This window comes from Campylobacter sp. CFSAN093241 (assembly GCF_012889595.1).
GTDB lineage: Bacteria > Campylobacterota > Campylobacteria > Campylobacterales > Campylobacteraceae > Campylobacter_D > Campylobacter_D jejuni.
The window spans coordinates 1,452,000-1,475,119 of the sequence record NZ_CP040612.1 but is presented as its reverse complement, the minus strand read 5'-3'; the positions used below and the strand labels follow the sequence as shown (position 1 = coordinate 1,475,119).

22 protein-coding genes and 1 CRISPR repeat array are annotated in these 23,120 nt (G+C 31.2%); of the genes, 14 read left to right on the top strand and 8 right to left on the bottom strand.

The features are described 5' to 3' along the window. Positions 1-100 precede the first annotated feature (100 nt). Positions 101-550: a Dps family protein gene (locus tag FBE96_RS07455; RefSeq protein ID WP_002851546.1), complete on the top strand. Its 450-nt coding sequence runs from the start codon at positions 101-103 to the stop codon at positions 548-550. Positions 551-614: 64 nt separating this feature from the next. Further along, positions 615-1,652 (top strand): ATP-binding protein, encoded by a 1,038-nt coding sequence (locus FBE96_RS07450; RefSeq protein WP_002867075.1) that lies wholly within the window; start codon positions 615-617, stop codon positions 1,650-1,652. Here the strand turns inward: FBE96_RS07450 and FBE96_RS07445 are convergent. The 3 genes from FBE96_RS07445 to coaE are packed head-to-tail and all read right to left on the bottom strand — an operon-like array spanning position 1,649 to position 3,706. Further along, positions 1,649-2,380, bottom strand: a complete 732-nt coding sequence (locus tag FBE96_RS07445) for a glucosaminidase domain-containing protein (protein WP_002868022.1) — start codon at positions 2,378-2,380, stop codon at positions 1,649-1,651. The two genes, FBE96_RS07450 and FBE96_RS07445, sit on opposite strands and share 4 nt — an antisense overlap. Continuing rightward, a complete protein-coding gene (gene dapF / locus FBE96_RS07440; RefSeq protein ID WP_002855997.1) occupies positions 2,355-3,104 on the bottom strand; it encodes a diaminopimelate epimerase in 750 nt (249 codons plus the stop codon). The genes FBE96_RS07445 and dapF overlap by 26 nt, the downstream gene beginning before the upstream one ends. After that, positions 3,101-3,706, bottom strand: coding sequence for a dephospho-CoA kinase (coaE, locus tag FBE96_RS07435; protein ID WP_002856113.1), 606 nt, complete (start codon positions 3,704-3,706; stop codon positions 3,101-3,103). Before coaE ends, dapF begins: the two co-directional genes overlap by 4 nt. A gap of 60 nt (positions 3,707-3,766) precedes the next feature. Here coaE and purM point away from each other — a divergent pair, with 60 nt between their 5' ends. Next, a complete protein-coding gene (gene purM, locus FBE96_RS07430) occupies positions 3,767-4,756 on the top strand; it encodes a phosphoribosylformylglycinamidine cyclo-ligase (protein WP_002855427.1) in 990 nt (329 codons plus the stop codon). Positions 4,757-4,776: 20 nt separating this feature from the next. Here purM and dcuC read toward each other — a convergent pair whose 3' ends face one another. After that, positions 4,777-6,231: a C4-dicarboxylate transporter DcuC gene (dcuC, locus tag FBE96_RS07425; protein ID WP_002855314.1), complete on the bottom strand. Its 1,455-nt coding sequence runs from the start codon at positions 6,229-6,231 to the stop codon at positions 4,777-4,779. A 206-nt stretch (positions 6,232-6,437) separates the two neighbouring features. On the opposite strand from dcuC, the gene cas9 reads away from it, so the two are divergent. The 3 genes from cas9 to cas2 are packed head-to-tail and all read left to right on the top strand — an operon-like array spanning position 6,438 to position 10,703. Beyond that, entirely contained in the window at positions 6,438-9,392 is a 2,955-nt protein-coding gene (gene cas9, locus FBE96_RS07420) for a type II CRISPR RNA-guided endonuclease Cas9 (protein WP_100625615.1), read from the top strand. After that, positions 9,389-10,279 carry a type II CRISPR-associated endonuclease Cas1 gene (gene cas1 / locus FBE96_RS07415; RefSeq protein ID WP_002867064.1) on the top strand — a complete coding sequence of 297 codons (891 nt, stop codon included), beginning with the start codon at positions 9,389-9,391 and terminating at the stop codon, positions 10,277-10,279. The genes cas9 and cas1 overlap by 4 nt, the downstream gene beginning before the upstream one ends. Beyond that, positions 10,272-10,703 (top strand): CRISPR-associated endonuclease Cas2, encoded by a 432-nt coding sequence (gene cas2 / locus FBE96_RS07410; protein WP_002797817.1) that lies wholly within the window; start codon positions 10,272-10,274, stop codon positions 10,701-10,703. Before cas1 ends, cas2 begins: the two co-directional genes overlap by 8 nt. A gap of 144 nt (positions 10,704-10,847) precedes the next feature. Beyond that, positions 10,848-11,081: a CRISPR direct-repeat array (repeat unit 36 nt; unit sequence ATTTTACCATAAAGAAATTTAAAAAGGGACTAAAAC). Between the two features lie 119 nt (positions 11,082-11,200). Here cas2 and FBE96_RS07405 read toward each other — a convergent pair. From FBE96_RS07405 to cueO, 4 genes are read right to left on the bottom strand one after another with little or no spacing between them, the layout of a single operon-like run. Beyond that, entirely contained in the window at positions 11,201-12,391 is a 1,191-nt protein-coding gene (locus FBE96_RS07405; RefSeq protein WP_002858890.1) for a molybdopterin molybdotransferase MoeA, read from the bottom strand. 3 nt (positions 12,392-12,394) lie between these two features. Next, positions 12,395-12,841: a molybdenum cofactor biosynthesis protein MoaE gene (locus FBE96_RS07400; protein ID WP_002858889.1), complete on the bottom strand. Its 447-nt coding sequence runs from the start codon at positions 12,839-12,841 to the stop codon at positions 12,395-12,397. Further along, entirely contained in the window at positions 12,842-13,063 is a 222-nt protein-coding gene (locus tag FBE96_RS07395) for a MoaD/ThiS family protein (RefSeq protein ID WP_002779488.1), read from the bottom strand. Between the two features lies 1 nt (position 13,064). Continuing rightward, on the bottom strand, positions 13,065-14,606 hold the full coding sequence (gene cueO, locus FBE96_RS07390) for a multicopper oxidase CueO (protein WP_145599593.1): 1,542 nt from the start codon (positions 14,604-14,606) through the stop codon (positions 13,065-13,067). Positions 14,607-14,729: 123 nt separating this feature from the next. Here cueO and nspC point away from each other — a divergent pair, with 123 nt between their 5' ends. From nspC to FBE96_RS07350, 8 genes are all read left to right on the top strand, one after another. After that, positions 14,730-15,878 carry a carboxynorspermidine decarboxylase gene (gene nspC / locus FBE96_RS07385; RefSeq protein ID WP_002858431.1) on the top strand — a complete coding sequence of 383 codons (1,149 nt, stop codon included), beginning with the start codon at positions 14,730-14,732 and terminating at the stop codon, positions 15,876-15,878. 303 nt (positions 15,879-16,181) lie between these two features. Next, a complete protein-coding gene (locus tag FBE96_RS07380; RefSeq protein WP_002851502.1) occupies positions 16,182-16,895 on the top strand; it encodes a molecular chaperone TorD family protein in 714 nt (237 codons plus the stop codon). Next, positions 16,870-17,061, top strand: coding sequence for a twin-arginine translocation signal domain-containing protein (locus FBE96_RS07375; protein ID WP_002851537.1), 192 nt, complete (start codon positions 16,870-16,872; stop codon positions 17,059-17,061). The genes FBE96_RS07380 and FBE96_RS07375 overlap by 26 nt, the downstream gene beginning before the upstream one ends. Beyond that, entirely contained in the window at positions 17,061-19,865 is a 2,805-nt protein-coding gene (locus tag FBE96_RS07370; RefSeq protein ID WP_079264123.1) for a formate dehydrogenase subunit alpha, read from the top strand. Before FBE96_RS07375 ends, FBE96_RS07370 begins: the two co-directional genes overlap by 1 nt. After that, entirely contained in the window at positions 19,862-20,503 is a 642-nt protein-coding gene (gene fdh3B / locus FBE96_RS07365; protein WP_002851264.1) for a formate dehydrogenase FDH3 subunit beta, read from the top strand. The genes FBE96_RS07370 and fdh3B overlap by 4 nt, the downstream gene beginning before the upstream one ends. Continuing rightward, positions 20,500-21,432, top strand: coding sequence for a formate dehydrogenase subunit gamma (locus FBE96_RS07360; RefSeq protein ID WP_002851174.1), 933 nt, complete (start codon positions 20,500-20,502; stop codon positions 21,430-21,432). Before fdh3B ends, FBE96_RS07360 begins: the two co-directional genes overlap by 4 nt. A 166-nt stretch (positions 21,433-21,598) precedes the next feature. Further along, a complete protein-coding gene (fdhD, locus tag FBE96_RS07355) occupies positions 21,599-22,381 on the top strand; it encodes a formate dehydrogenase accessory sulfurtransferase FdhD (RefSeq protein WP_002851178.1) in 783 nt (260 codons plus the stop codon). Continuing rightward, positions 22,374-23,111 (top strand): winged helix-turn-helix domain-containing protein, encoded by a 738-nt coding sequence (locus FBE96_RS07350; protein ID WP_002822570.1) that lies wholly within the window; start codon positions 22,374-22,376, stop codon positions 23,109-23,111. Before fdhD ends, FBE96_RS07350 begins: the two co-directional genes overlap by 8 nt. Positions 23,112-23,120 lie beyond the last annotated feature (9 nt).

Here is a 23,120-nt window from a genome sequence, read left to right as displayed (position 1 = left end):
TGATTTTAAGTTAAAATTATAATAAAAATCTTTAATTAATAATAATTATTATTTAAGAATTTTATGTTATAATTTTAAAAATTAAAAAAAGGAGTCAATCATGTCAGTTACAAAACAATTATTACAAATGCAAGCAGATGCTCATCATCTATGGGTTAAATTTCATAATTATCACTGGAATGTAAAAGGTTTGCAATTTTTTTCTATACACGAATACACAGAAAAAGCTTATGAAGAAATGGCAGAACTTTTTGATAGTTGTGCTGAAAGAGTTTTACAACTTGGCGAAAAAGCTATCACTTGCCAAAAAGTTTTAATGGAAAATGCAAAAAGTCCAAAAGTTGCAAAAGATTGCTTTACTCCGCTTGAAGTCATAGAACTGATCAAACAAGATTATGAATATCTTTTAGCAGAATTTAAAAAACTCAATGAAGCAGCAGAAAAAGAAAGTGATACCACAACAGCTGCTTTTGCGCAAGAAAATATCGCAAAATATGAAAAAAGTCTTTGGATGATAGGCGCTACTTTACAGGGTGCTTGCAAAATGTAATTTAAGGGGCTTTATGCCCCAATTATACAAACTAGGTTATAATATCCTTTTTTAAAGGATAAAATTGAAAGTACTTAATTTTTTTTATGAAAACCACCCTAAATTTGAAGTAAGTTATGAAAGAAAAAATCAAATTTCAAAACCAAATATTATCATAAAAGGCCCACGATTTTGTGGTAAAAAAACACTTATTTTTAATTTTTTATCTCAATTTAAAGCAAGTGAAATTTTGTTTTTAGATTTATATGATACACGCTTTGAAAAACAAAGTTTAGAAAGACTTGCTGATTTTCTGAATGAAAATTTACAAATTAAAATTCTTTGCCTTTATAATTTGGATTTTATCCCTAATTTAGAAAAAATTAAAATTCCTATCATCTTAAGTACAAATATAAAAGATTTAAATATAAATGGGTTTGAAGAGCTTGAACTTGATTATTTTGATTTTGAAGAATTTATTAGTGTAAGTAAGAAAAATTTACCTATAAATAATTTAGTGGGTCTTTTTTTGCAAAGTGGACGCAGTAAATTTGGAGAAAAAAACATACTTCTAAGACAAAGCTTCACTCTTTTAGAATTAGAAATTTTAAAGTATTTAGCTTTAAATTTGGGTCAGCAAATCAGTATTTCTAAGATATTTATAGAACTCAAAAAAAGATTAAAAACTTCAAAAGATAGTGTTTATCAAGCTATAAAAAAATTAGAAAATACTTATGTGATCTATACTTTAAAACATGATGAAAAAAAACTTCAAAAGATTTATTTTAAAGATTTTGGCCTAAGAAATAATCTTTGTATTTCAAAGGATTTTTCACATTTATTTGAAAATTTAGTTTTAAGTGAGTTGTTTAAATTTAAAGAAGAATTTTTTTATAACAAATACTTTAACTTTTATAGCCAAATATCTAAAATTGCTTATATTTCAAGTCCAACTTTAGATATTGATTTGATCAAGCTACGTGCTAAGAAAATTTTACCAAAGGCTTTAGAACTTGGAATTTTTCATGTGATTTTTATCACTCTTTCAAGCGAGGATAATTTTTTTGAGCAAGGGGTTAAATTTGAAGTCATATCTTTTGATAAATTTTCACTTGGATTTTAGGTGTTGTTTGAGTTTGTATCGTATTTTTCAAGGTTGTATCGTTTGATGATTTTTGTAATAAGATTGATATAATATCCCTTGCGTTCAGAATAAGAATCTAAAGTTTTAATAGCCTCTAGCCCTGTTATCTCTTTGCCTTCGCTTTCAAATTTAGCTCTTGCATCGCGAAACTTTTCATAAGCAAAATGACGATTTAAATTTAAAACATAAGAGTCAACACTATCTTGCAGACTATCAAAAATTTTAATTTTGTGTTTTTTATCTGGATGTCTTAAATCAGGAATTAAACCTTTCTCACCCCAAGTCCATTCTCCAAAAAGATTGTTTGCTTCTCTTGCGAAGCGACTGGTACCTGTAGCACTTTCAACTAAAGCTTGGGCTATACCCATGGATTTTGGAATTTTTTGAATACGTTTTTTATATTCTGCAAAATCATAAAGATTTTCAATGCGATATTTGTTTTTTATTGTGATAAGTTTTTCAAGATTTATTTGGTTTGAAGTCCTAAAGCCTGTTTTGTAAGCATCTTTAAAAAAGGCTTCGATAAAGGCTCTTTCTTGTTCAATTTTTTTAAAGCTTTGATCAAACATTTCATTCATTTTTATAAAAAAAATTTGTCTTTTTTGATCTATATCAAGTTTGTAATATTCCTCTCCAAATCCACTCTTTAGATCATCAGCAAAAAGTGGGATTAGAAAAAGACTAAGAAAAATTATAATTGGCTTCAAAACAATACTTTACCTTTCCTTCAAAAAACAATTCTTCATTTTTATATGCAAACCCTACCTCTTCACCACTTTTAGGAGTTATTTTAACTTTATTTTGTACTTTTTTATTTAAAAATGCCAGATAAAAACAAGCCCCCATTCCTGTGCCGCAAGCTAAGGTTTCATCTTCAACTCCGCGTTCATAGGTGCGAACTTTTAAATGATTTTCATCTAAAATTTTTACAAAATTAACATTGGCATTATATTTTTGTCTCATTTTTTGACAAAGCATTGTATCAAATTCATCTAAATTTTGACAAAAATGTACTAGATGTGGAACTCCAGTGTTGCAAAGTTGCCAAGTTTTTCCTAATTCTTCAAAAGTATTTTGCACGCTTTTTATTTTGCCTAAAGATACTTCAACTTTATCTTGATTTACCTTTGCTTTTATTACTCCTGCACCGGTTAAAAAACTCATGTTAGGATTTATTTTGTTAATATGATGTGCAAAATGTGCCGCAGCCCTTGAGCCATTTCCACACATAGCAGCCCTTGAGCCATCGTTATTATAAAATTCCCATTCAAAGTCGTATTTTTCATGAGGCAATATCACGATAAAGCCATCCGCACCTATACCCTCATAACGATTACAAAGTTCTTTAGCTAAAGCACTTCTATCTTCTTTTCTATCAGCATTTGTTATGACAAAATCATTCCCACTTGCACAATATTTATAAAATTTCACATTTTTCCTTTAGAAATTTCTTGTATTACTTTAACACATTCTTGCCTAAAATCGGCATAAGAATTAGTATTTTTAATGATAAAATCTGCTTTTTTAAGTTTTTCTTCAATATCTATTTGAGAATCAAGTCTTGCTTTTGCAGCTTCTAAGCTGAGCTTATCTCTTTGCATGATTCTTTTAAGGCTTAATTCTTTAGGTGTGTAAATTACAATGACTTTGCCTAAATTTTCATAAGCACCGCTTTCAAAAAAAAGAGGAATTTCTACAAAAAAAGCTTTATTTTCCTTATCTAGAATTTGCATTTGTTCTAAAATTTTAGCTCGAATTTTAGGATGAGTGAAATTTTCTAAGGTTTTTTTAGCTTCTTTGTTGTTAAAAACAATTTTTCCAAGGATTTTTCTATCGATTTTCTTTTCTTTTGTGAGTAAATTTTTTAAGCTAAAGGGAGAAAAAATCTTTTCAAGTTCTAAAGCATTTTCATCTAAAATTTCATGAGCGATTTTATCTGCACTAATGCTTTTAAAGCCTAAAGAATTCGCTATTTCTATAAAGGTGCTTTTACCACAAGCAATTGAAGCGGTTACAAAAAAAGCATTTTTCATCTTATGCCTTATTAAAACTTTTTTCGTTAAAATACCTTTTTAGTTCTTAAAGGAAAATAAATGAAAATTTCATATGAAGATGCAGGCGTAAGTATAGATAATGGAAATGCCTTTGTAGAGGCTATAAAACCTTTGGTTAAAGAAACTTTTAATGATAATGTTGTAGGTGGAATTGGTTCTTTTGCTGGTGCTTTTAGAATGCCAAGTGGTTTTAAAAAGCCTGTGATTTTAGGTGCAACAGATGGGGTTGGTACCAAGCTTCGCTTGGCAATTGATGCTAAAAAATATGATACTATAGGGCAAGATTTAGTAGCAATGTGTGTGAATGATTTGATTTGTAATTTTGCTACGCCTTTGTTTTTCCTAGATTATTATGCTACAGCCAAGCTCGAAGTAGAAGTAGCAAAGGCTGTTGTATCAGGCATTGCCAAGGGATGTAAGATGGCAAATTGTGCATTAATTGGCGGAGAAACTGCTGAAATGCCTGGAATGTATGCAAAAGATGATTTTGATCTTGCGGGTTTTGCAGTGGGTATGGCTGAAGAAGATGAGATTGATAGAAGTAAATTTGTTAAAAATGGTGATATTTTATTGGCACTTCCTAGTTCAGGACTTCATTCAAATGGTTATTCTTTAGCTAGAAAAGTACTTTTTGAAAGTTTAAAATTAAAATTTGATGACAAGATAGAGGGTAAAAATTTAATTGATATTTTATTAGAACCTACAAGGATTTATGTGCGTGATTTTCTTACACTAAAGCCTTATATCAGTGCTCTAGCACATATTACAGGGGGTGGTTTAGTAGAAAATTTACCACGCGTTTTACCTCGTGGTATGGGTGCAACTATACGCAAACATCATCTTAAAACTCCTGAAATTTTTTATACTATAGGACAGGCTGTAGAAGAAAGCGAAATGTATAGAAGCTTTAACATGGGAGTGGGTTTAGTAATGGTTGTAGATCCTTCTAATGTAAGTAAGGTTTTAGAAAATTCAGATGCCTTTATTATTGGCGAAATTTGCATTAATGAAGGTATTGTTTTAGAGTGAAAATAAAGCGTCAATACGCTTTATTTTTGTATTTTAAGTTCTATTTTTGTAGTGTTTTGTTCTTTTGGCAAAGGATTGGTTTGTGCTAGATAAAAGGCTACGAGTACATTTACAAGCATAGCGATAAGTAAAAGAGGAGTGGTTCGTTTTATAATATCCATTGGAGCTACTTTTGCAAATCCAGCTAAAGCTATGATTCCGCCTGCTATTGGTGAAGCTGCACGACCTAAACAAGATGCAATTTCTATAGGTAAAACTAGAGTAATAGGTGCAACGTCTAATTTTGTAGCTATATCAGGAGCTAGTTTGCCAAAAGCATTAAAAGCAGCAATTCCACTTCCCATAATCACTGTGGCAAAATAAACTAAAAAGCTTAAAATAGCTATACTCAAAAGAATTCCAAACCATGCAAAATTTCCTGTTCCAAGATTTGAAACCGCGTTAGCAAGGATATTAACTCCACCAAGTGCTTTAATGCCTTCAGCAAATACTCCAGCGGCGATGATTATGCTTACGACTGAGATAAAAATTTCAGCCATAGCTTTTAAAATCACCATCATATCTTCGCCTAATTTTCTAGCATTTCTATGTCTTGCAAATTCAACAAGAAAAACTAAAGAAATGCTTACAAAATTTGCTGTTACAACATCGAGCTTGATAGTAAAAAAATACGCTGTAAATAAAAATACAACAGGTAACCAAGGAAAGAGTATGTAAAAAGTAGGGCATTTAGGATCAATGATTTGCGGAATTTCAACTTCATCATTTAAAACACCTTTTTCTTTATCTCTTTTATCAATCCAAGCAAAATAAAAAGGAATCAAGATGGCAATAACTACAACATAGGCAATCACACTATAAATTTGGTAATTTAAAAAAAGCCCTACGACATTATCACTTTGTCCTACCATATCTGCCATATTGATTGAATTTCCATCTTTTGGACCATAATCAAGCGCAATTAAAGAAAGCACACATACAGCTGTAATAGGACGGATTTTAAGTGAGATTAAAACAGGATAAATACATGCTAACAAAAGCAAAAGCAATCCAGCATAGCTAGAAATGACGATTTTTAAAGCCATTCCAACAACAAAAGTTCCACTTAAAATCAAGTATTTATTTTTGATTTTTCCTAAGGGTTTATTTGCTAAAAAAGCAAGTTTTGCTGAAGCATTGATATGTTTCATATAAGCAGCAAAACCTGCCACACTCATGATAATAAGTCCTACTCCAGAAAGCTGACTTTTAAAAGTCGCTGTGATAAAAGCATAACTATCAAGTAAAACATTCAAAAAGCTTGCATGTTCTCTGCTCGGGGCTTTTGGTATAGGTGTTCCTGTGATGTAAAAAGCAAAAATAAGCAAGATAATACCTGAAAGAAAAAATACAAAAATAGGATTGTATTTTTTAAGTATATAATAAGTAACGACAATTACCGCTAAAAGTGTAGAACATATCATAAAAATTGGCATGATTTCTCCTAAAGTTATTATTAGCTTTTATTTTATTTTAGCTAAAATTTAACTAATAAATATTTTTCATTTAAAATTTTACTTATTTTTTGCATTATAAAATTAATAATATGTATAGTTTGGTTACTGAAAAGTTTATGTTTGTATAAAAAATGATTTTTATATTATAATTATAAACAAATTATAAATATCAAAAAGGATCTAGTGTGGCAAGAATTTTGGCATTTGATATAGGTATAAGCTCTATTGGCTGGGCGTTTAGCGAAAATGATGAGTTAAAAGATTGCGGAGTTAGGATTTTTACAAAGGCTGAAAATCCTAAAACAGGAGAATCCCTAGCCTTACCAAGACGCCTTGCAAGAAGTGCCAGAAAACGCCTTGCTAGACGCAAAGCAAGGCTAAATCACTTAAAACATTTAATCGCAAATGAATTTAAGTTAAATTACGAAGATTATCAAAGCTTTGATGAAAGTTTAGCTAAGGCTTATAAAGGCTCTTTAATTAGCCCTTATGAGTTAAGATTTAGAGCTTTAAACGAGCTTTTAAGTAAGCAAGATTTTGCAAGAGTGATTTTACATATTGCAAAAAGGCGTGGCTATGATGATATTAAAAATAATGGTGATGAAGAAAAAGGCAAGATTTTAAAAGCTATCAAGCAAAATGAAGAAAAACTAGTAAATTATCAAAGTGTGGGAGAGTATCTTTATAAAGAGTATTTTCAAAAATTCAAAGAAAATTCCAAAGAATTTATAAATGTTAGAAATAAAAAAGAAAGTTATGAACGCTGCATAACGCAAAGTTTTTTAAAATATGAATTAAAGCTTATTTTTCAAAAACAAAGAGAATTTGGCTTTTCTTTTTCAAAGAAATTTGAAGAGGAAGTGCTTAGTGTAGCATTTTATAAAAGGGCTTTAAAAGATTTTTCTCATTTAGTGGGAAATTGTAGTTTTTTTACTGATGAAAAAAGAGCGCCAAAAAATTCGCCTTTAGCTTTTATGTTTGTAGCACTCACAAGAATTATCAATATTTTAAACAATCTTAAAAATACTGAAGGAATTTTATATACAAAAGATGATTTAAACGCCCTTTTAAATGAAGTTTTAAAAAACGGCACTCTAACTTATAAACAAACAAAAAAGCTTTTGGGCTTAAGCGATGATTATGAATTTAAAGGAGAAAAAGGAACTTATTTTATTGAGTTTAAAAAATACAAAGAATTTATAAAAGCCCTAGGTGAGCATAATTTAAGCCAAGATGATTTAAATGAAATAGCAAAAGATATCACTCTTATAAAAGATGAGATTAAACTTAAAAAGGCTTTAGCAAAATACGATTTAAATCAAAATCAAATTGATAGCTTAAGCAAATTGGAATTTAAAGACCATTTAAATATAAGTTTTAAAGCCTTAAAACTTATCACTCCTTTAATGCTTGAAGGTAAAAAATACGATGAAGCTTGCAATGAGCTTAATTTAAAAGTAGCAATCAATGAAGATAAAAAAGACTTTTTACCCGCATTTAATGAAACTTATTACAAAGATGAAGTAACTAATCCTGTGGTTTTAAGGGCGATTAAAGAATATAGAAAAATCTTAAATGCCTTACTTAAAAAATACGGTAAAGTGCATAAAATAAACATTGAATTAGCAAGAGAAGTAGGTAAAAATCACAGCCAAAGAGCTAAAATAGAAAAAGAGCAAAACGAAAACTACAAGGCCAAAAAAGACGCCGAAATTGAATGTGAAAAACTAGGCTTAAAAATAAATAGCAAAAATATTTTAAAATTAAGATTATTTAAAGAACAAAAAGAATTTTGTGCTTATAGTGGAGAAAAGATTAAACTTAGTGATTTGCAAGATGAAAAAATGCTTGAAATTGACCATATTTACCCTTATTCTAGAAGTTTTGATGATTCTTATATGAATAAAGTTTTAGTTTTTACCAAGCAAAATCAAGAAAAGCTTAATAAAACCCCCTTTGAAGCCTTTGGCAATGATAGTACAAAATGGCAGAAAATTGAAGTTTTGGCAAAAAATTTACCTGAAAAAAAGCAAAAAAGAATTTTAGATAAAAATTACAAAGACAAAGAGCAAAAAGACTTTAAAGATAGAAATCTAAACGATACTCGCTACATCGCAAGGCTTGTTTTAAACTACACTAAAGATTATTTAGATTTTTTACCTTTAAGCGATGATGAAAATACAAAATTAAACGATACGCAAAAAGGCTCAAAAGTGCATGTAGAAGCAAAAAGCGGTATGCTAACATCGGCTTTAAGGCACACTTGGGGCTTTAGCGCTAAGGATAGAAACAACCATCTTCATCACGCCATCGATGCAGCAATTATTGCTTATGCAAACAATTCTATCGTAAAGGCTTTTTCAGATTTTAAAAAAGAGCAAGAAAGCAACAGTGTAGAACTTTATGCAAAAAAAATTAGTGAATTAGATTATAAAAACAAAAGGAAGTTTTTTGAGCCTTTTAGTGGTTTTAGGCAAAAGGTTTTAGATAAAATTGATGAAATTTTTGTCTCAAAACCTGAGAGAAAAAAGCCAAGTGGAGCTTTACATGAAGAAACATTTAGAAAAGAAGAAGAATTCTATCAATCATACGGCGGAAAAGAAGGAGTTTTAAAAGCCCTAGAGCTTGGTAAAATCCGCAAAGTAAATGGTAAAATTGTTAAAAATGGCGATATGTTTAGAGTGGATATTTTTAAACACAAAAAGACAAATAAATTTTATGCTGTGCCAATTTATACTATGGATTTTGCTTTAAAAGTATTACCAAATAAAGCTGTAGCGCGAAGTAAAAAAGGTGAGATAAAAGACTGGATTTTAATGGATGAAAATTATGAGTTTTGCTTTTCTTTATACAAAGATAGTTTGATTTTAATTCAAACTAAAGATATGCAAGAGCCAGAACTTGTTTATTTTAATGCTTTTACAAGCTCTACTGTTAGTTTGATTGTTTCAAAACACGATAATAAATTTGAAACGCTAAGCAAAAATCAAAAAATATTGTTTAAAAATGCAAATGAAAAAGAAGTAATCGCAAAAAGCATAGGAATTCAAAATCTAAAAGTATTTGAAAAATACATAGTTTCAGCACTTGGAGAAGTGACAAAGGCTGAGTTTAGACAAAGAGAAGATTTTAAAAAATGAGTTACGATGAAGCTTTTAAAACACTGCTTATTAGCTCTAATGCCAAGCTAAATTTAGAGCTAAATCATCTTGTGATTAAGCAAGATGAAAATATAGCCAAATTGTTTTTAAAGGATATAAACATCATCGTTTTAGAAAGCTTACAAGTAAGCCTTAGTTCCGCACTTTTTAATGCCTTTGCAAGGCATAAAATTATCTTATTAACCTGCGATGAAACTCATAGTATAAATGGTGTTTTTACTCCTTTTTTAGGGCATTTTCAAAGTGCAAAAATCGCAAAAGAGCAAATGAATGTAAGTGCTCAAAAAAAGGCTATTTTATGGCAAAAAATCATTAAAAACAAAATCCTAAATCAAGCCTTTGTTTTGAAAAAACACAATAAAATAGGGCAAAGCAATGAGCTTATAAATTTGGCTAAAAAAGTAAGCTTAAATGATAGTAAAAATATCGAAGCTGTTGCAGCGGCGCTTTATTTTAAAACTTTGTTTGGCGTTTCTTTTTCAAGAGATGAGCTTTGCTTTGAAAATTCTGCTTTAAATTATGGCTATGCAATCATTAGGGCTTGTATTATTAGAGCAGTTTGTATAAGTGGGCTTTTGCCTTGGCTTGGCATAAAGCACGATAATATTTATAATTCTTTTGCACTTTGTGATGATTTGATAGAAGTGTTTAGGGCTAGTGTTGATGATTGTGTTTTAAAGCTTAAGGGTGAAAGTGAGTTTTTAAGCAAAGATGACAAAAGAGCGTTGATTGGCAATTTACAAAGCAAAATCAATTTTGATGGGCAAAATTATCCTTTAAACAGAGCGATAAATCATTATGTGGCGAATTTTAAAAATGCTTTATTGTATGAAGATGAGCTAAAGATAGTGAAATTTGATGATTGAAGATAAATTTATGCGCGTGCTTTTGATGTTTGATGTACCTACTAAAAGTAAAAAAGAGCAAAAACTAGCAAGTAAATTTAGAAACAATCTTATAAAATTAGGTTATTTTATGCTGCAATTTAGCGTTTATATGCGTATTTGCAAGGGTTTAAGTTCTGCAAAAAGTTCTATTGAAAATGTAAAAAAGATTTTGCCACCTTATGGAAATGTAAGGGCTTTAATCATCACTGAAAAGCAATTTGATAAAATGGAGCTTTTGCTTGGTGGCATAGTTTTTAATGAAAAAGTTAATAACGAAACCAATTTAACGCTTTTTGATATAGATAGTCATGGAGAATTTAAATACAAAAATTCAAATAATGAAGAAATTCAAATAAACAAAAAACAAGAAAAATATCATCAGCAAAATTTATTTGAATTTTAAAAGCGGTTTTAGGGGATTGTAACCCCGCAGAGTCCCGCAAACTCTTTATTTTAGTCCCTTTTTAAATTTCTTATGAGATTATAGCATAATTTTTGCTATTTTTCATGAAAAAACCCCGAAATTTTCATTATCTGGTAAATATCTATTTTACCATAAAGAAATTTAAAAAGGGACTAAAACAATATTTTCTTGATTTTAAGCGTTCAAATAATTTTACCATAAAGAAATTTAAAAAGGGACTAAAACCTCGACTGTTCCAAAGTCTAAAACTAAAGTATTTTACCATAAAGAAATTTAAAAAGGGACTAAAACCCTTTTGCATTCCAATTAACAACACCATTAATTTTACCATAAAGAAATTTAAAAAGGGACTAAAATAAACCCTAGTGGATTGAAACTCCGCTAGGGCTAATTACTCCACTAAAAGGAGGTTGCGAATTTGAAACTTATTGAAATTTAGGGTTGATTAAAATCGAAATAAAATTATTTAAATAATTTTAAGGCATAAAGATAATATCCACTAAACTTTCATTTTCTAAAATTTCACATTCTTTTGGCACCACCATAAGGGCAGCTTTATTGTTAAGATTGTTTATAATCGCACTAGAGCCTTCTTTTTTGCCTTCAAGATTGGCTAAAATGCGTCCATTTTCAAACTTTATGTTACAAGCGACAAATTCCAAATAAGGTGTTTTTTTCTTGTAACTTCCTTGTAAAAAGGCTTTGCAAATATAGTCTTTAGGCTGAAGTAACCAAGAGTTTAAAATCTCTCTTGCGTAAAGATTAAACATTACCATAGCCGAGTAAGGAAAACCTGGTAAGGCGATGATGAATTTTTCATTAGCCTTAGCTATTTTGATATGTCTACCTGGTTTTATGTCGGCTTTATCGATGATGATTTCGTATTCTTTGATGGCTTTTTTTAAAAAGTCAAAATCTCCCATAGAAACCCCGCCCGTTGTAACCAAAATATCACAACTTTGCAAAGCACTTTCAAGGGTGGAAAAAGTGGCTTTCTCATCATCTTTTAAAAGAGGAAAAACCCTTGTATCGCAATTTAAATTTTTAGCTAAATTAGCTATGGCGATATGATTTGAAGAGCGGATTTGAGCAGGATTTTCCAAGGCTTCTCCTAGATCTTTGATCTCACTTCCACTACTTAAAACCCCTACAATAGGCTTTATAAACACACTAATGTGAAAAAATCCAAGTTCAGCTAAAAGAGCTATCTCGCTATAATTTAACTTTGTGCCTTTTTTGAGTAAAATTTCATCTTTTTTATAGTTTTCTCCTACCGCACGCACGGCAAAAGCTTGGGGAACTTTTTTTTCTATAAAAAGAGTATCATTTTCTACGCGTACATTTTCAACAGGGGCTAAAGTATCGCTTCCTTCGCTCATGAGTGAGCCTGTAAAGGTTTTTACACAAGTACCATTTTGCACGCTAAATTGTGGCATAGTACCCGCAGGTGTGATACCTAAAATTTTTAAAGGCTTATCTTGATCTTCAAATTTGATCGCATAACCATCCATAGCCGAAGTTGGAAATTCGGGCTGATTTTTAGGGGCTTTTATGTCTTGAGCTAAAATGCGTCCTAAACACTCTGTAAGAGCTATTTTTTCAATCTTTTCATAAGTTTTAATATGAGAATGTAAAATTTTTAAACTTTCTTCATAAGACATTAACATTTTTTATCCTTTTAAAAGTCCTGCACCGCAAAGTTTGGTTGATCTTTCTTTGGCATAAATTCTTTCTTTGTTTATCACATCATACTTCCAAATGGGCGCACTTGCTTTAAAATCTTCAACAAATTCATTAAGAAGTTTAAGTCCTAATTTTCTTTGTTTGCTTAAAATTCCTGCAAAATACGAGCTTTCATGTATCGCTACATCGCCTATAGAGTGAGCAAAAAGCAAGCTAATACCATCAAAATCTACTCTTTTTTGCCACTCATCAAACCATTTTTTTAAAAGCGGTTCATAAATATCAAAACTAAGTGCCTCAATACCTCCTTCTTCACGCACAATACCACAAAAAGTCAGTAAAGCACCGCAGTTTTTATCCTTGGAAAATTCATACCATTGGCTATAAATTTTAGGAATATCTAAAGAGCCTTGATAAAGTGTAAAATGTTTCATTTAGCCTCCACAAACTGGCGGTAAAAGTGCTATTTTATCACCATCTTTTAACTTGGTGTTTTCATCAAAAATGATTTCATCATTTAAAGATACAGCACAAAGTTCTAGCCATTCTTTTAAACTCTCATCTTTTTGCAAAATTTCTTTTAATTCTTTTAAATTTTTTACTTCAAGTTCTAAATTTTCTTTATTTATGGGGCCTAAAAATTCCACTTTTACCATTTTATTCCTTTACTTCTAAATTTCCCATCATTCCTAAATCTTCATGTTCTAAAATATGGCAATGATACATTCTAAGTCCTTTAAAATCTTGTTTCATTCTAAGTCTTAATTCTTCATTAGGACGCACATTTATAGTATCTCTGAAGGCTCTAAATTCGGCTTTTTGAACTTTGCCATTGAGTTTTGATGAGATGAGTTCAAATTGCGTGCCGTGTATGTGGAAAGGATGATCCATGTGAGATTTATTTATCACTATCCAGTCTTCAACTACTCCAAGCTTGGAGCTTAAATCAATGCGTTTTAAATCATAGCTTTTGCCATTGATTAAAAACATAGACGCAAGAGCGATTTTTAATTCGCTTTCACTTTTTCCCATCATACCATGCATTTGCATATGATCTTCACTCATGATTATTTCTTTAAATTCCTTAGGTTCTTCTGAAGGTTTGAAAATTTTTAAATTTTTTGGAAGTTCTACATTTTCTTTTTTTAGACTAATATTAGCTAAAAATAGGGTATTAGGTTCTTCTTTTACCATCATTTTATCCCTATCATAATAAGCACTTTCTAGCTTAAAATTCCCATCTTTTGGAGCGTCGATTAAAACTTCTACACGAGAAGCAGGACTTAAGAAAAGTTCTTCTTTATAAATAGCTTTTTCTATAAGTCCACCATCAGTACCAACAAGTATAAACTTAGCTCCTTGTATGCGTAAATTTAAATATCTTGCTGCAGTAGCATTATAAATGCGTATGCGTTCGTTTGTGGCGAGTTTGATTTTAGGTTTAAATTGTCCATTGATGAGTACAAATTCTCCTTCTCTACCATTTAGCCAATCATTTAGGTTGTTGTTTGGAATTTGAGCGTTTTCATCAAGACGCAAATCGCTAATCATCAAATCTTTTTCTTTTAAATGACTTAAAGCATCTTTTTTTGCTTTGATCACAAAAGCCCCTGCTAAACCCATAAAAACTTGTTTAGAAGCCGTATAATGAGGATGTGGATGATACCAGTAAGTTCCTGCGCTATCTTGAGGAATTTCAAAACGATATATTCTTTCTTCTCCTGCTAAGATAGGATCATGTGGGCTTCCATCTTGATCAGGTGGCACAGGAACGCCATGCCAATGTATAGTTGTAGCTTCTTTGAGTTTGTTTTTGACTAAAATTTCAAGTTTATCTCCTTCAAAAACTTCTATTTTTGGAGCAGGCACGAGGCCATTGTAAGTATAAAATAAGGTTTTTTTACCTTTGATAAGCTCTATATGATTTTCTTTGATTTCTAGGGTAGCACGAAAAATATTTTTTTCTTTACTTTCATTTTTGAGTAAAGGCAAGGCTTTTAAAATTTCTCCTTGGGGGAATTGTTTTGGATCTAAAAGCTTTAAATTTTTTGGAGCAAAGTTTATAAAAGAAGTATCTAAGTCATGATTTATAGAATGATTTTTATGCATGGAGTGCATATCATGCATAGGATTTGCATAGGCTACACCCATACTTGCTAGAGTGAGTGCATTAAATTTTAAAAAATTTCTTCTATTCATTAGTTTTTCCTTTTGCTTGATTTTTTGTATTATAGTCATTATTTTTTTAACTTTAGTAAATATTTATTTTGAAAATTTGGTTTAATTTTGTTATGATTTTAGCAATTTAATCAAGGAAAAATAATGTTTTATGAAAAAATTCAAACCCCAGCTTATATTTTAGAAGAAGATAAATTAAGAAAAAATTGTGAGCTTTTAGCAAGTGTTGGCGAAAAAAGTGGTGCTAAAGTGCTTTTAGCTTTAAAAGGTTTTGCTTTTTCAGGAGCGATGAAAATTGTTGGAGAATACTTAAAAGGTTGTACTTGTAGCGGACTTTGGGAAGCAAAATTTGCTAAAGAATACATGGATAAAGAAATTCATACTTATTCGCCTGCTTTTAAAGAAGATGAAATAGGTGAAATAGCCAGCTTATCTCATCATATAGTGTTTAACTCTTTAGCTCAATTTCATAAATTTCAAGCTAAAACACAAAAAAATTCCTTAGGTCTTCGTTGTAATGTTGAATTTTCTCTAGCCCCAAAAGAACTTTACAATCCTTGTGGAAGATACTCAAGACTTGGAATTCGTGCTAAAGATTTTGAAAATGTGGATTTAAGTACCATAGAAGGACTTCATTTTCACGCACTTTGCGAAGAAAGTGCTGGTGCTTTAGAAGCTGTTTTAAAGGTTTTTGAAGAGAAATTTGGCAAATGGATAGGGCAAATGAAATGGGTGAATTTTGGAGGAGGACATCACATCACTAAAAAAGGCTATGATGTTGAAAAGCTTATTGCTTTGTGTAAAAATTTCAGTGATAAATACGGTGTGCAAGTTTATCTTGAACCAGGTGAAGCGGTAGGTTGGCAAACAGGAAATTTGGTGGCTAGTGTAGTAGATATCATAGAAAATGAAAAACAAATTGCTATTTTAGATACTTCAAGCGAAGCGCATATGCCAGATACTATCATCATGCCTTATACAAGTGAAGTTTTAAATGCTAGAATTTTAGCCACAAGAGAAAATGAAAAAATTTCAGACTTAAAAGAAAGCGAATTTTCCTATTTGCTTACTGGAAATACTTGTTTAGCGGGTGATGTAATGGGAGAATACGCCTTTGATAAAAAGCTTAAAATCGGCGATAAAATTGTTTTTTTAGATCAAATTCATTACACCATTGTGAAAAACACAACTTTTAATGGTATAAGACTTCCAAATCTCATGCTTTTAAATGCAAAAAATGAACTTCAAATGATAAGAGAATTTTCTTATAAGGATTATTCTTTAAGAAATTAGTATTATTTATAATTTGCATAAAATGTTAATTTTACTCGGAAGAGAATCAAAGATGTAAATTTTATGCAAAGTATTTTATTTTTTCAAATATAAAATCAACTCAAATATCTAATTTTCAATACTTTGGTATGATTTTTTAATATTTTAAATCCTTGTGGAATTTTATTGAAATTCAGTGATTTTTAAATCAAATAGTATTAAGATAAATCGATTTAAAAATCGGCTTTAAAATGAATATTAGGTATATTTTGCATAATATTCATTCAAGCAAAATTTAAAGCTATTTTTGAAAATTTTGAATGCATGGGAGCTTTAATGGATTTGGAAAAATTAAGATTAGCTAGAAGTCTTTATTATCAATGTCTAGGAGAGCTTTTTGTTTTTTCATTTTCTGAAGAAAGATTGTCAAAATTACAAGAGTATTTAAAGACAATGCAAGAATGTTTATTTGATGAAAATTTAAAATCAAATTTTGATATCTTGCTTAAGCATTTAGATGATGAAAATTCTATACAAGCATTTTTTAAAGAATATGATTTGCTTTTTTTAAGTCTTAAAAATAGCATTCCAACGACTTTTTCTTACATAGAAGAAGGTTTTGAAAATTCAAATCCTTTACTTTGCGTGCGTCAAATTTTAGTCAAAAGTAAAATAAGACGCAATGAAAAATTTTTTAAAGAAAGTGAAGATAGTGTTGGATTTTGTTTATTGTTGATGAGTGAATTTTTAAGGCAAAATGAAGATGATTTAGCCAAAGAGCTTTTTGAAAAAGTGATCAATAAAAGCATTGATGAGTTTTTAGGCGATGTTTTCATGAATAAAAATGCGAATTTATATAAGGAAATTGCAAGTATTGCATCGGCTTTTATGGAATTTGAAAGACTTTGCTTTGAAGTGGAAAAACCTGCAAAAATAAATTCTAAAAAAGTGCAAAACGATCTATCGCGTTCAGAATTTTTAAGAAGAGAAGCAAATAAACAAAGGAGGACTCGTGAAAAATCGCAGGGAATTTCTTAAAAAATCCGCTTTTGCCTTAGGGGCTGCTGGAGTGCTTGGTAGCACAACTTTAGCTCTAGCTAAAGATGAAGAAAGAAAAGATTTAGTTAAAGGTAAAAGTAAGAAAAAAGAAGTGCTTTTTCAAAGAAGTGCTAATTGGGAAAATTATTATATAAAGGCTGAGTAATGTCAAGTGTAGGTGAAAATATCAAGCTTACGCGTCGTTCTTTTCTTAAAATGGCAGCACTTTCAAGCCTAGCAACACCGTTGCTTGCTAGAAGTGAAACTTTAAGAGAAGCGAGTGCTGATGAGCTTAAAGAAGCTTATGAAGGTAGTAAAAAAGTAAAAACAGTTTGTACAGCCTGTTCTGTAGGCTGTGGGATTATTGCAGAAGTGCAAAATGGTGTTTGGGTGCGTCAAGAAATCGCTCAAGATCATCCTGTGAGTTCAGGTGGACATTGCTGCAAGGGATCTGATATGATCGATATGGTGCGTTCACATGTGCGTTTAAAATATCCTATGAAAAAAGAAAATGGAGAATGGAAACGCATAAGTTATGAGCAAGCTTTAAGTGAGATCGGAGAAAAACTAGCTGCTTATCGTAAAGAAAATCCTGAAAGTGTTATGTTTTTAGGTTCTGCAAAACTTAATAATGAACAAGCTTATTATATAAGAAAATTTGCAGCATTTTTTGGAACGAACAATGTAGATCATCAAGCTAGAATTTGACACAGCGCAACAGTCGCCGGTGTGGCGAATACATTTGGTTATGGCGCTATGACAAACCATCTTGGAGACATCCAAAGAAGTAAATGTATCATTATCATTGGAGCAAATCCAGCGGTAAATCACCCTGTGGGTTTTAGACATTTCTTAAAAGCAAAAGAAAAAGGTGCAAAGCTTATCGTTGTAGATCCTAGATTTACAAAAAGTGCAGCAAAAGCGGATATTTATGCAAGAATTCGTCCAGGAACTGACATTGCTTTCATGTATGGAATGTTAAAAATCATTTTTGATGAAGGCTTGGAAGATACAAAATATCTTGATGAAAGAGTTTTTGGAATTGATAAAATTCGTGAAGAAGCAGCAAAATGGACAGTTGAAGAAGTGGAAAATGTTACAGGGATCTCTAAAGAACTTTTGGTGCAAATCACTCACGAAGTAGCTAAAAACAAACCAACTACGCTTATTTGGGCTATGGGTTTAACTCAACATACTGTAGGAACTTCAAATACACGTTTAGCACCTATTGTGCAAATGGTACTTGGAAATATAGGTAAATTTGGTGGTGGAGTTAATATCTTACGCGGACACGATAATGTTCAAGGTGCTTCAGATATGGCTTGTTTGAGCGAAAATTTACCAGGTTATTATCCTTTAAATGAAGCGACTTGGAGATACTATGCCAAAATTTGGGGTGTGGATTATGAGTGGCTTTTAGGAAATTTTGTAAGCAAAGATTGGATGCATAAAACTGGGCTTTCACTTGCTAGATGGTGGGTAGCGGCTTTAAATGGAAAAGATGGAAATGATGCTATCGATAATGCAGGAACGCCTTTAAAAGCTTTAGTAGTTATGGGAAATGGTATTACTTCGACTGCACAACAAGTAAAAGTTAAAGAAGGTTTGGAAGCTTTAGAGCTTTTAGTTTTAGCCGATCCTTTTGTAAATGAAGCAGGGATTATTGCAGAAAGAAAAGATGGAATTTATCTTTTACCTGCAGCAACACAGTTTGAAACAAGCGGAAGTGTAACAGCAACAAATCGTAGCGGACAATGGAGATTTAAAGTTGTAGATCCACTTTATGAAAGCATGGAAGATCAAGAAATTTTATTTGAGCTTGCTAAAAAATTAGGTTTTTATGAAGACTTTACCAAGACTTTACGCGATGAAAAAGGTGAGATTGTTTGGCCTGAAAATGCAACAAGAGAAATTGCAAAAGCAGTTAGAAGTATAGGGCTTAATGGTTGGAGTCCTGAAAGGCTTAAAAAGCATACTTTATACTGGGATAAATTTGATGAGGTAACTTTAGAAGGAAAAGACGAAGTTGCTGGCGAGTATTACGGGCTTCCTTGGCCTTGTTGGAGTGATAAGCACCCAGGTTCTCCTGTGCTTTATAATACCGACATTGAAGTAGCAAAAGGTGGTATGGGCTTTAGAAACAATTTTGGACTTGAATATGAAGGAGAGAGTTTACTTGCTAAGAATGCACCTTTAAATTCACCTATTGATACAGGTTATCCACAAATTACTAAAGATAATATAGAAAAAGTTTTAGGTATTACTTTAAGTGCTCAAGAAAAAGAAAAAATGGGATCAACTTGGTCTTATGATGATAGCAATATCATAGCAACTAAATGTATAGAAAAAGGCATAGTTCCTTATGGAAATGCTAAAGCTAGAGCTGTAGTTTGGACTTTTAAAGATAAAATTCCACTCCACCGTGAGCCTTTACATTCTCCAAGAAACGATTTGGTGCAAAAATATCCAAGTTTTGAAGATCAAAAAGCGCTTTACCGCGTGGATACTAAATTTGTTTCTGTGCAACAAGCTAAGGATTATTCTAAAGAATTCCCGCTTAATCTTGTTACTGCAAGACTTGTGAATTTAAATGGTGCAGGTATGGAAAATAGAGCATCTATGTATCTAACGCGTTTAACACCTGAAATGTTTTGTGAGATCAATCCTGAATTAGCAAAAGAGCAAGACATTAAAGCAGGAGATATGATTTGGGTGCATTCTCCAGAAGGTACTAAAATTCATGTAAGAGTGAAGGTTAATCCAGGTGTAGCAAAAGATATGATTTTCTTGCCTTTCCATTTTACAGGAGTTATGCAAGGCGTGGATTTAACGCACAATTTCCCAGAAGGAACTAAGCCTTATGCAAGCGGAGAAAGTGCTAATACGGTAACAAATTATGGTTATGATATCATGTGTCAGATTCCAGAGACTAAAGGTGGACTTTGTAGAATCAGTAAGGATGGAAAATGAGTAAGGTAAATTTTGCAAATTTAGAAAAAGAACGCTTGAAATTCTTTTGTGATAATGAGCGTTGTATTGATTGTAATGGTTGCGCGGTAGCTTGTGATGAAGCACATGAGCTTCCTATTCATATTCGCCGCCGCCGTGTGATTACTTTAAATGAAGGAATTCAAGGAAAAGAAGTTTCAACTTCTATTTCTTGTATGCATTGTGATGATGCTCCTTGTTCTATCGTTTGTCCTGTGGATTGTTTTTACATCCGTGCTGATGGTATTGTTTTGCATGATAAAGAAATTTGCATAGGTTGTGGATATTGTCTTTATGCTTGTCCTTTTGGTGCACCACAATTTCCAAAAGATAGTGTTTTTGGAAATAAAGGCATTATGGATAAATGTACTATGTGTGCAGGTGGCCCTGAAGCAACGAATTCAGAAAAAGAAAGAGAACTTTATGGTCAAAATCGTATCGCAGAAGGAAAAGTCCCTGTATGTGCTGCGATGTGTTCGACAAAAGCACTTTTAGTAGGTGAAAGTTCTAAAATAGAAGAGATTTATCATAATAGACTTATGAATAGAAATTATGGCATTCCAAATCCTTCGGAAAGTTTGGAATGGAAGATTGCTTACACAGGAAAGGAACGCTTATGAGAAAAGTATTTGTAACGCTTTTATTAAGCGTAGTGAGTTTATTTGCTTATGGTAGCGAGAGAATGGGACAAGATACTCAAATTTGGGATTTTCATCGTATTACAAATATCCCAAATTATGATACTTTTGGCAAACTTTGGACAACTTTGCAAGGTGAATATATAGCTACTATAGCTTTAATCGCTGTTATTGCGGTATTGTCTGCATTTGCTTTGCATTATATGGTTATAGGACCTAAGCAATTTTCACACGATGGAAAGAAAATTTATGCTTTTACATTATTTGAAAGACTTTTTCATTTTATCGCAGCGATTTCTTGGGTGATTTTAGTGCCAACTGGTTTTGTGATGATGTTTGGAGAAGTTTTTGGGGGTGGAGTTTTTGTAAGGGTTTGTAAAAATTTACACGCTTTTGCAACGATTTTGTTTATCATCTCTATAATCCCTATGTTTTTATGCTGGATTAAAAGAATGCTTCCTGCAAGTTATGATATCAGATGGATGATGATAGTAGGTGGTTATTTAAGTAAAATCAAACGTCCTGTACCTGCAGGTAAGTTTAATTTTGGTCAAAAATCTTGGTATTATATAGCTGTATTTGGTGGATTTTTGATGATAATTACAGGTGGATTTATGTATTTTCTTGATTTTAATTCCACGGCAATTCAAGGTCTTTTTGGTTTAACTCAAATTGAACTTTTGAGAATTTCAGCTATAGTGCATAATTTCTTGGGTATAGTGTGTGCAGTGTTTTTTGGTGTGCATATTTATATGGCAGTATTTGCAATCAAAGGTAGTATCCATTCTATGATTAGTGGTTATAAAGAAGAAGAAGAGGTTTATATTTTACATTCTTATTGGTATAAAGAATTAAGCAATAAAAAGCAAATTGAACCTAGTTTTTCTTATGATCCTAATGTGAAAATTTAATCTTTAACCGCTATGTTATTACATAGCGGTAGTTTTAAGCTTTTTTGAAATAAATAGAACGAATTTTCTTTTATAAGTTGAATCTAAAATCTATTTTTCCATATATAAATTTGTTATTTATGTTTTTTTGATATAATATTATTTAAAGATATTTAAAGGATAAGGTATGGATCCGTTATTTACAACTCAAATTTTAAAATATAAAGGTGATGAATCTTTTACATGCAATGATACTTTAGTGCGTGAAATTAAGCTTGAAATTTTTATTAATGATGAAAAAGTAGGTGCTTTAATGGCAACTCCTGTAGATGAACAGGCATTAGCAATAGGATATTTAATGAGTGAAAATATCATTGCGAAAGTAAGCGATATTGAGAGCATAGAAACAAAAGATGATGGTATGAGTGTGCATATTAAAGCAAAGATTGATAAAGAAAATTTAGCAAAGCTTAATGCTGAAGGTGTAGTTATAAGTGGTTGCGGTAGAGCACATACTGCCAATATCGATCCAGAAGCTATTGAAGCGAGTAAAATTAGTTCTGATGCAAAATTTAGCAAAGATGAAATTTTAAAACAAATGAGTACTTTTTATACTCAATGCGAGCTTTACGAGAAAACAGGCTGTGTACATACGGCTAAGCTTTTTGTAGATGAGAAAACTTTTTTTATAGGTGAAGATATAGCTCAGCATAACACCATAGATAAAGCTTTAGGAAAAGCGTGTTTAGCTGGGGTTGATTTAAGTCAATGTTTTTTAATGGTTAGTGGAAGGCTAAGTTCTGAAATGGTAGCTAAAGCAGTTATGCATAAAATTCCAGTGCTTGTTTCACGCACGGCTCCTACTTGTTTAGGGGTTATGATAGCAAGAAAATTTGATTTAACGCTTTGTGGTTTTGCTAGAGAAAATAAGATCAATATTTATAGTGGAGAATTTAGAATTCATGGATAAAAATCAAGAAAAAGAAATCATCTCATATATGAGAGAATTGTTAAATAGCAATGAAAAATTAGATTGTGGTACGGCTTTTAAAATTGCAAAGAAATTTAATATAAATATAGAAAAAATCGGACAATTAGCCGATGAAAATCACATGAGAATTGATAATTGCGAGTTGGGGCAATTTGGACATTTAGATTTTGAAAAAGCAAAGATTGAAGTGCTTAAAAAAATAGAACCTAGTTTAGATGAAAAGCGTAGAATTTTTTGTAAAGATGCAAGAGATATTGCTAAAGAAGGTTGTGGACTTAAAAGTATGCGTTCAGCTTTAAAAACTTATAAGGTTGATGTAAAGTATTGTCAACTTGGTTGTTTTAAAGAAAAAAAAGGTAAGCAATTTATAGTAAGAACAAAAACTTGGATTGAAAATGCGGATGGAGATTTGCTTTTTGGTCGAGGAAAAACAGAACTTTTAGAACTTATCGGACAAACAGGTAGTTTATTACATGCTTCTAAACTTATGGGGATTAATTATAAAAAAGCTTGGATGCATTTACAAACCTTACAAAAAAATTCTCAAGAAATTTTAGTTAGCACAAGACAAGGACGCTCTAAAGAATCAGGAACAAAACTTACTCCTAGAGCTATGGAATTGATGGAAAATTACTCTATTTTGCAAAAAGACATAGAAGAATACGCTAATAAACGCTTTAAAGAATTGTTTTTAAAAGGAAAAAAATAAATCTTCTAT

What these genes read in the sequence shown, in the direction of transcription:
- purM (WP_002855427.1), top strand. Translation starts at nt 3,767, where the DNA reads ATGAAAATTTCATATGAAGATGCAGGCGTAAGTATAGATAATGGAAAT.
- cas1 (WP_002867064.1), top strand. Translation starts at nt 9,389, where the DNA reads ATGAGTTACGATGAAGCTTTTAAAACACTGCTTATTAGCTCTAATGCC.
- FBE96_RS07395 (WP_002779488.1), bottom strand. Translation starts at nt 13,063, where the DNA reads ATGGTAAAAGTGGAATTTTTAGGCCCCATAAATAAAGAAAATTTAGAA.
- nspC (WP_002858431.1), top strand. Translation starts at nt 14,730, where the DNA reads ATGTTTTATGAAAAAATTCAAACCCCAGCTTATATTTTAGAAGAAGAT.
- FBE96_RS07400 (WP_002858889.1), bottom strand. Translation starts at nt 12,841, where the DNA reads ATGAAACATTTTACACTTTATCAAGGCTCTTTAGATATTCCTAAAATT.
- dcuC (WP_002855314.1), bottom strand. Translation starts at nt 6,231, where the DNA reads ATGCCAATTTTTATGATATGTTCTACACTTTTAGCGGTAATTGTCGTT.
- FBE96_RS07405 (WP_002858890.1), bottom strand. Translation starts at nt 12,391, where the DNA reads ATGTTAATGTCTTATGAAGAAAGTTTAAAAATTTTACATTCTCATATT.
- FBE96_RS07380 (WP_002851502.1), top strand. Translation starts at nt 16,182, where the DNA reads ATGGGAGCTTTAATGGATTTGGAAAAATTAAGATTAGCTAGAAGTCTT.
- FBE96_RS07360 (WP_002851174.1), top strand. Translation starts at nt 20,500, where the DNA reads ATGAGAAAAGTATTTGTAACGCTTTTATTAAGCGTAGTGAGTTTATTT.
- fdh3B (WP_002851264.1), top strand. Translation starts at nt 19,862, where the DNA reads ATGAGTAAGGTAAATTTTGCAAATTTAGAAAAAGAACGCTTGAAATTC.
- coaE (WP_002856113.1), bottom strand. Translation starts at nt 3,706, where the DNA reads ATGAAAAATGCTTTTTTTGTAACCGCTTCAATTGCTTGTGGTAAAAGC.
- cas2 (WP_002797817.1), top strand. Translation starts at nt 10,272, where the DNA reads ATGATTGAAGATAAATTTATGCGCGTGCTTTTGATGTTTGATGTACCT.
- FBE96_RS07350 (WP_002822570.1), top strand. Translation starts at nt 22,374, where the DNA reads ATGGATAAAAATCAAGAAAAAGAAATCATCTCATATATGAGAGAATTG.
- FBE96_RS07455 (WP_002851546.1), top strand. Translation starts at nt 101, where the DNA reads ATGTCAGTTACAAAACAATTATTACAAATGCAAGCAGATGCTCATCAT.
- fdhD (WP_002851178.1), top strand. Translation starts at nt 21,599, where the DNA reads ATGGATCCGTTATTTACAACTCAAATTTTAAAATATAAAGGTGATGAA.
- cueO (WP_145599593.1), bottom strand. Translation starts at nt 14,606, where the DNA reads ATGAATAGAAGAAATTTTTTAAAATTTAATGCACTCACTCTAGCAAGT.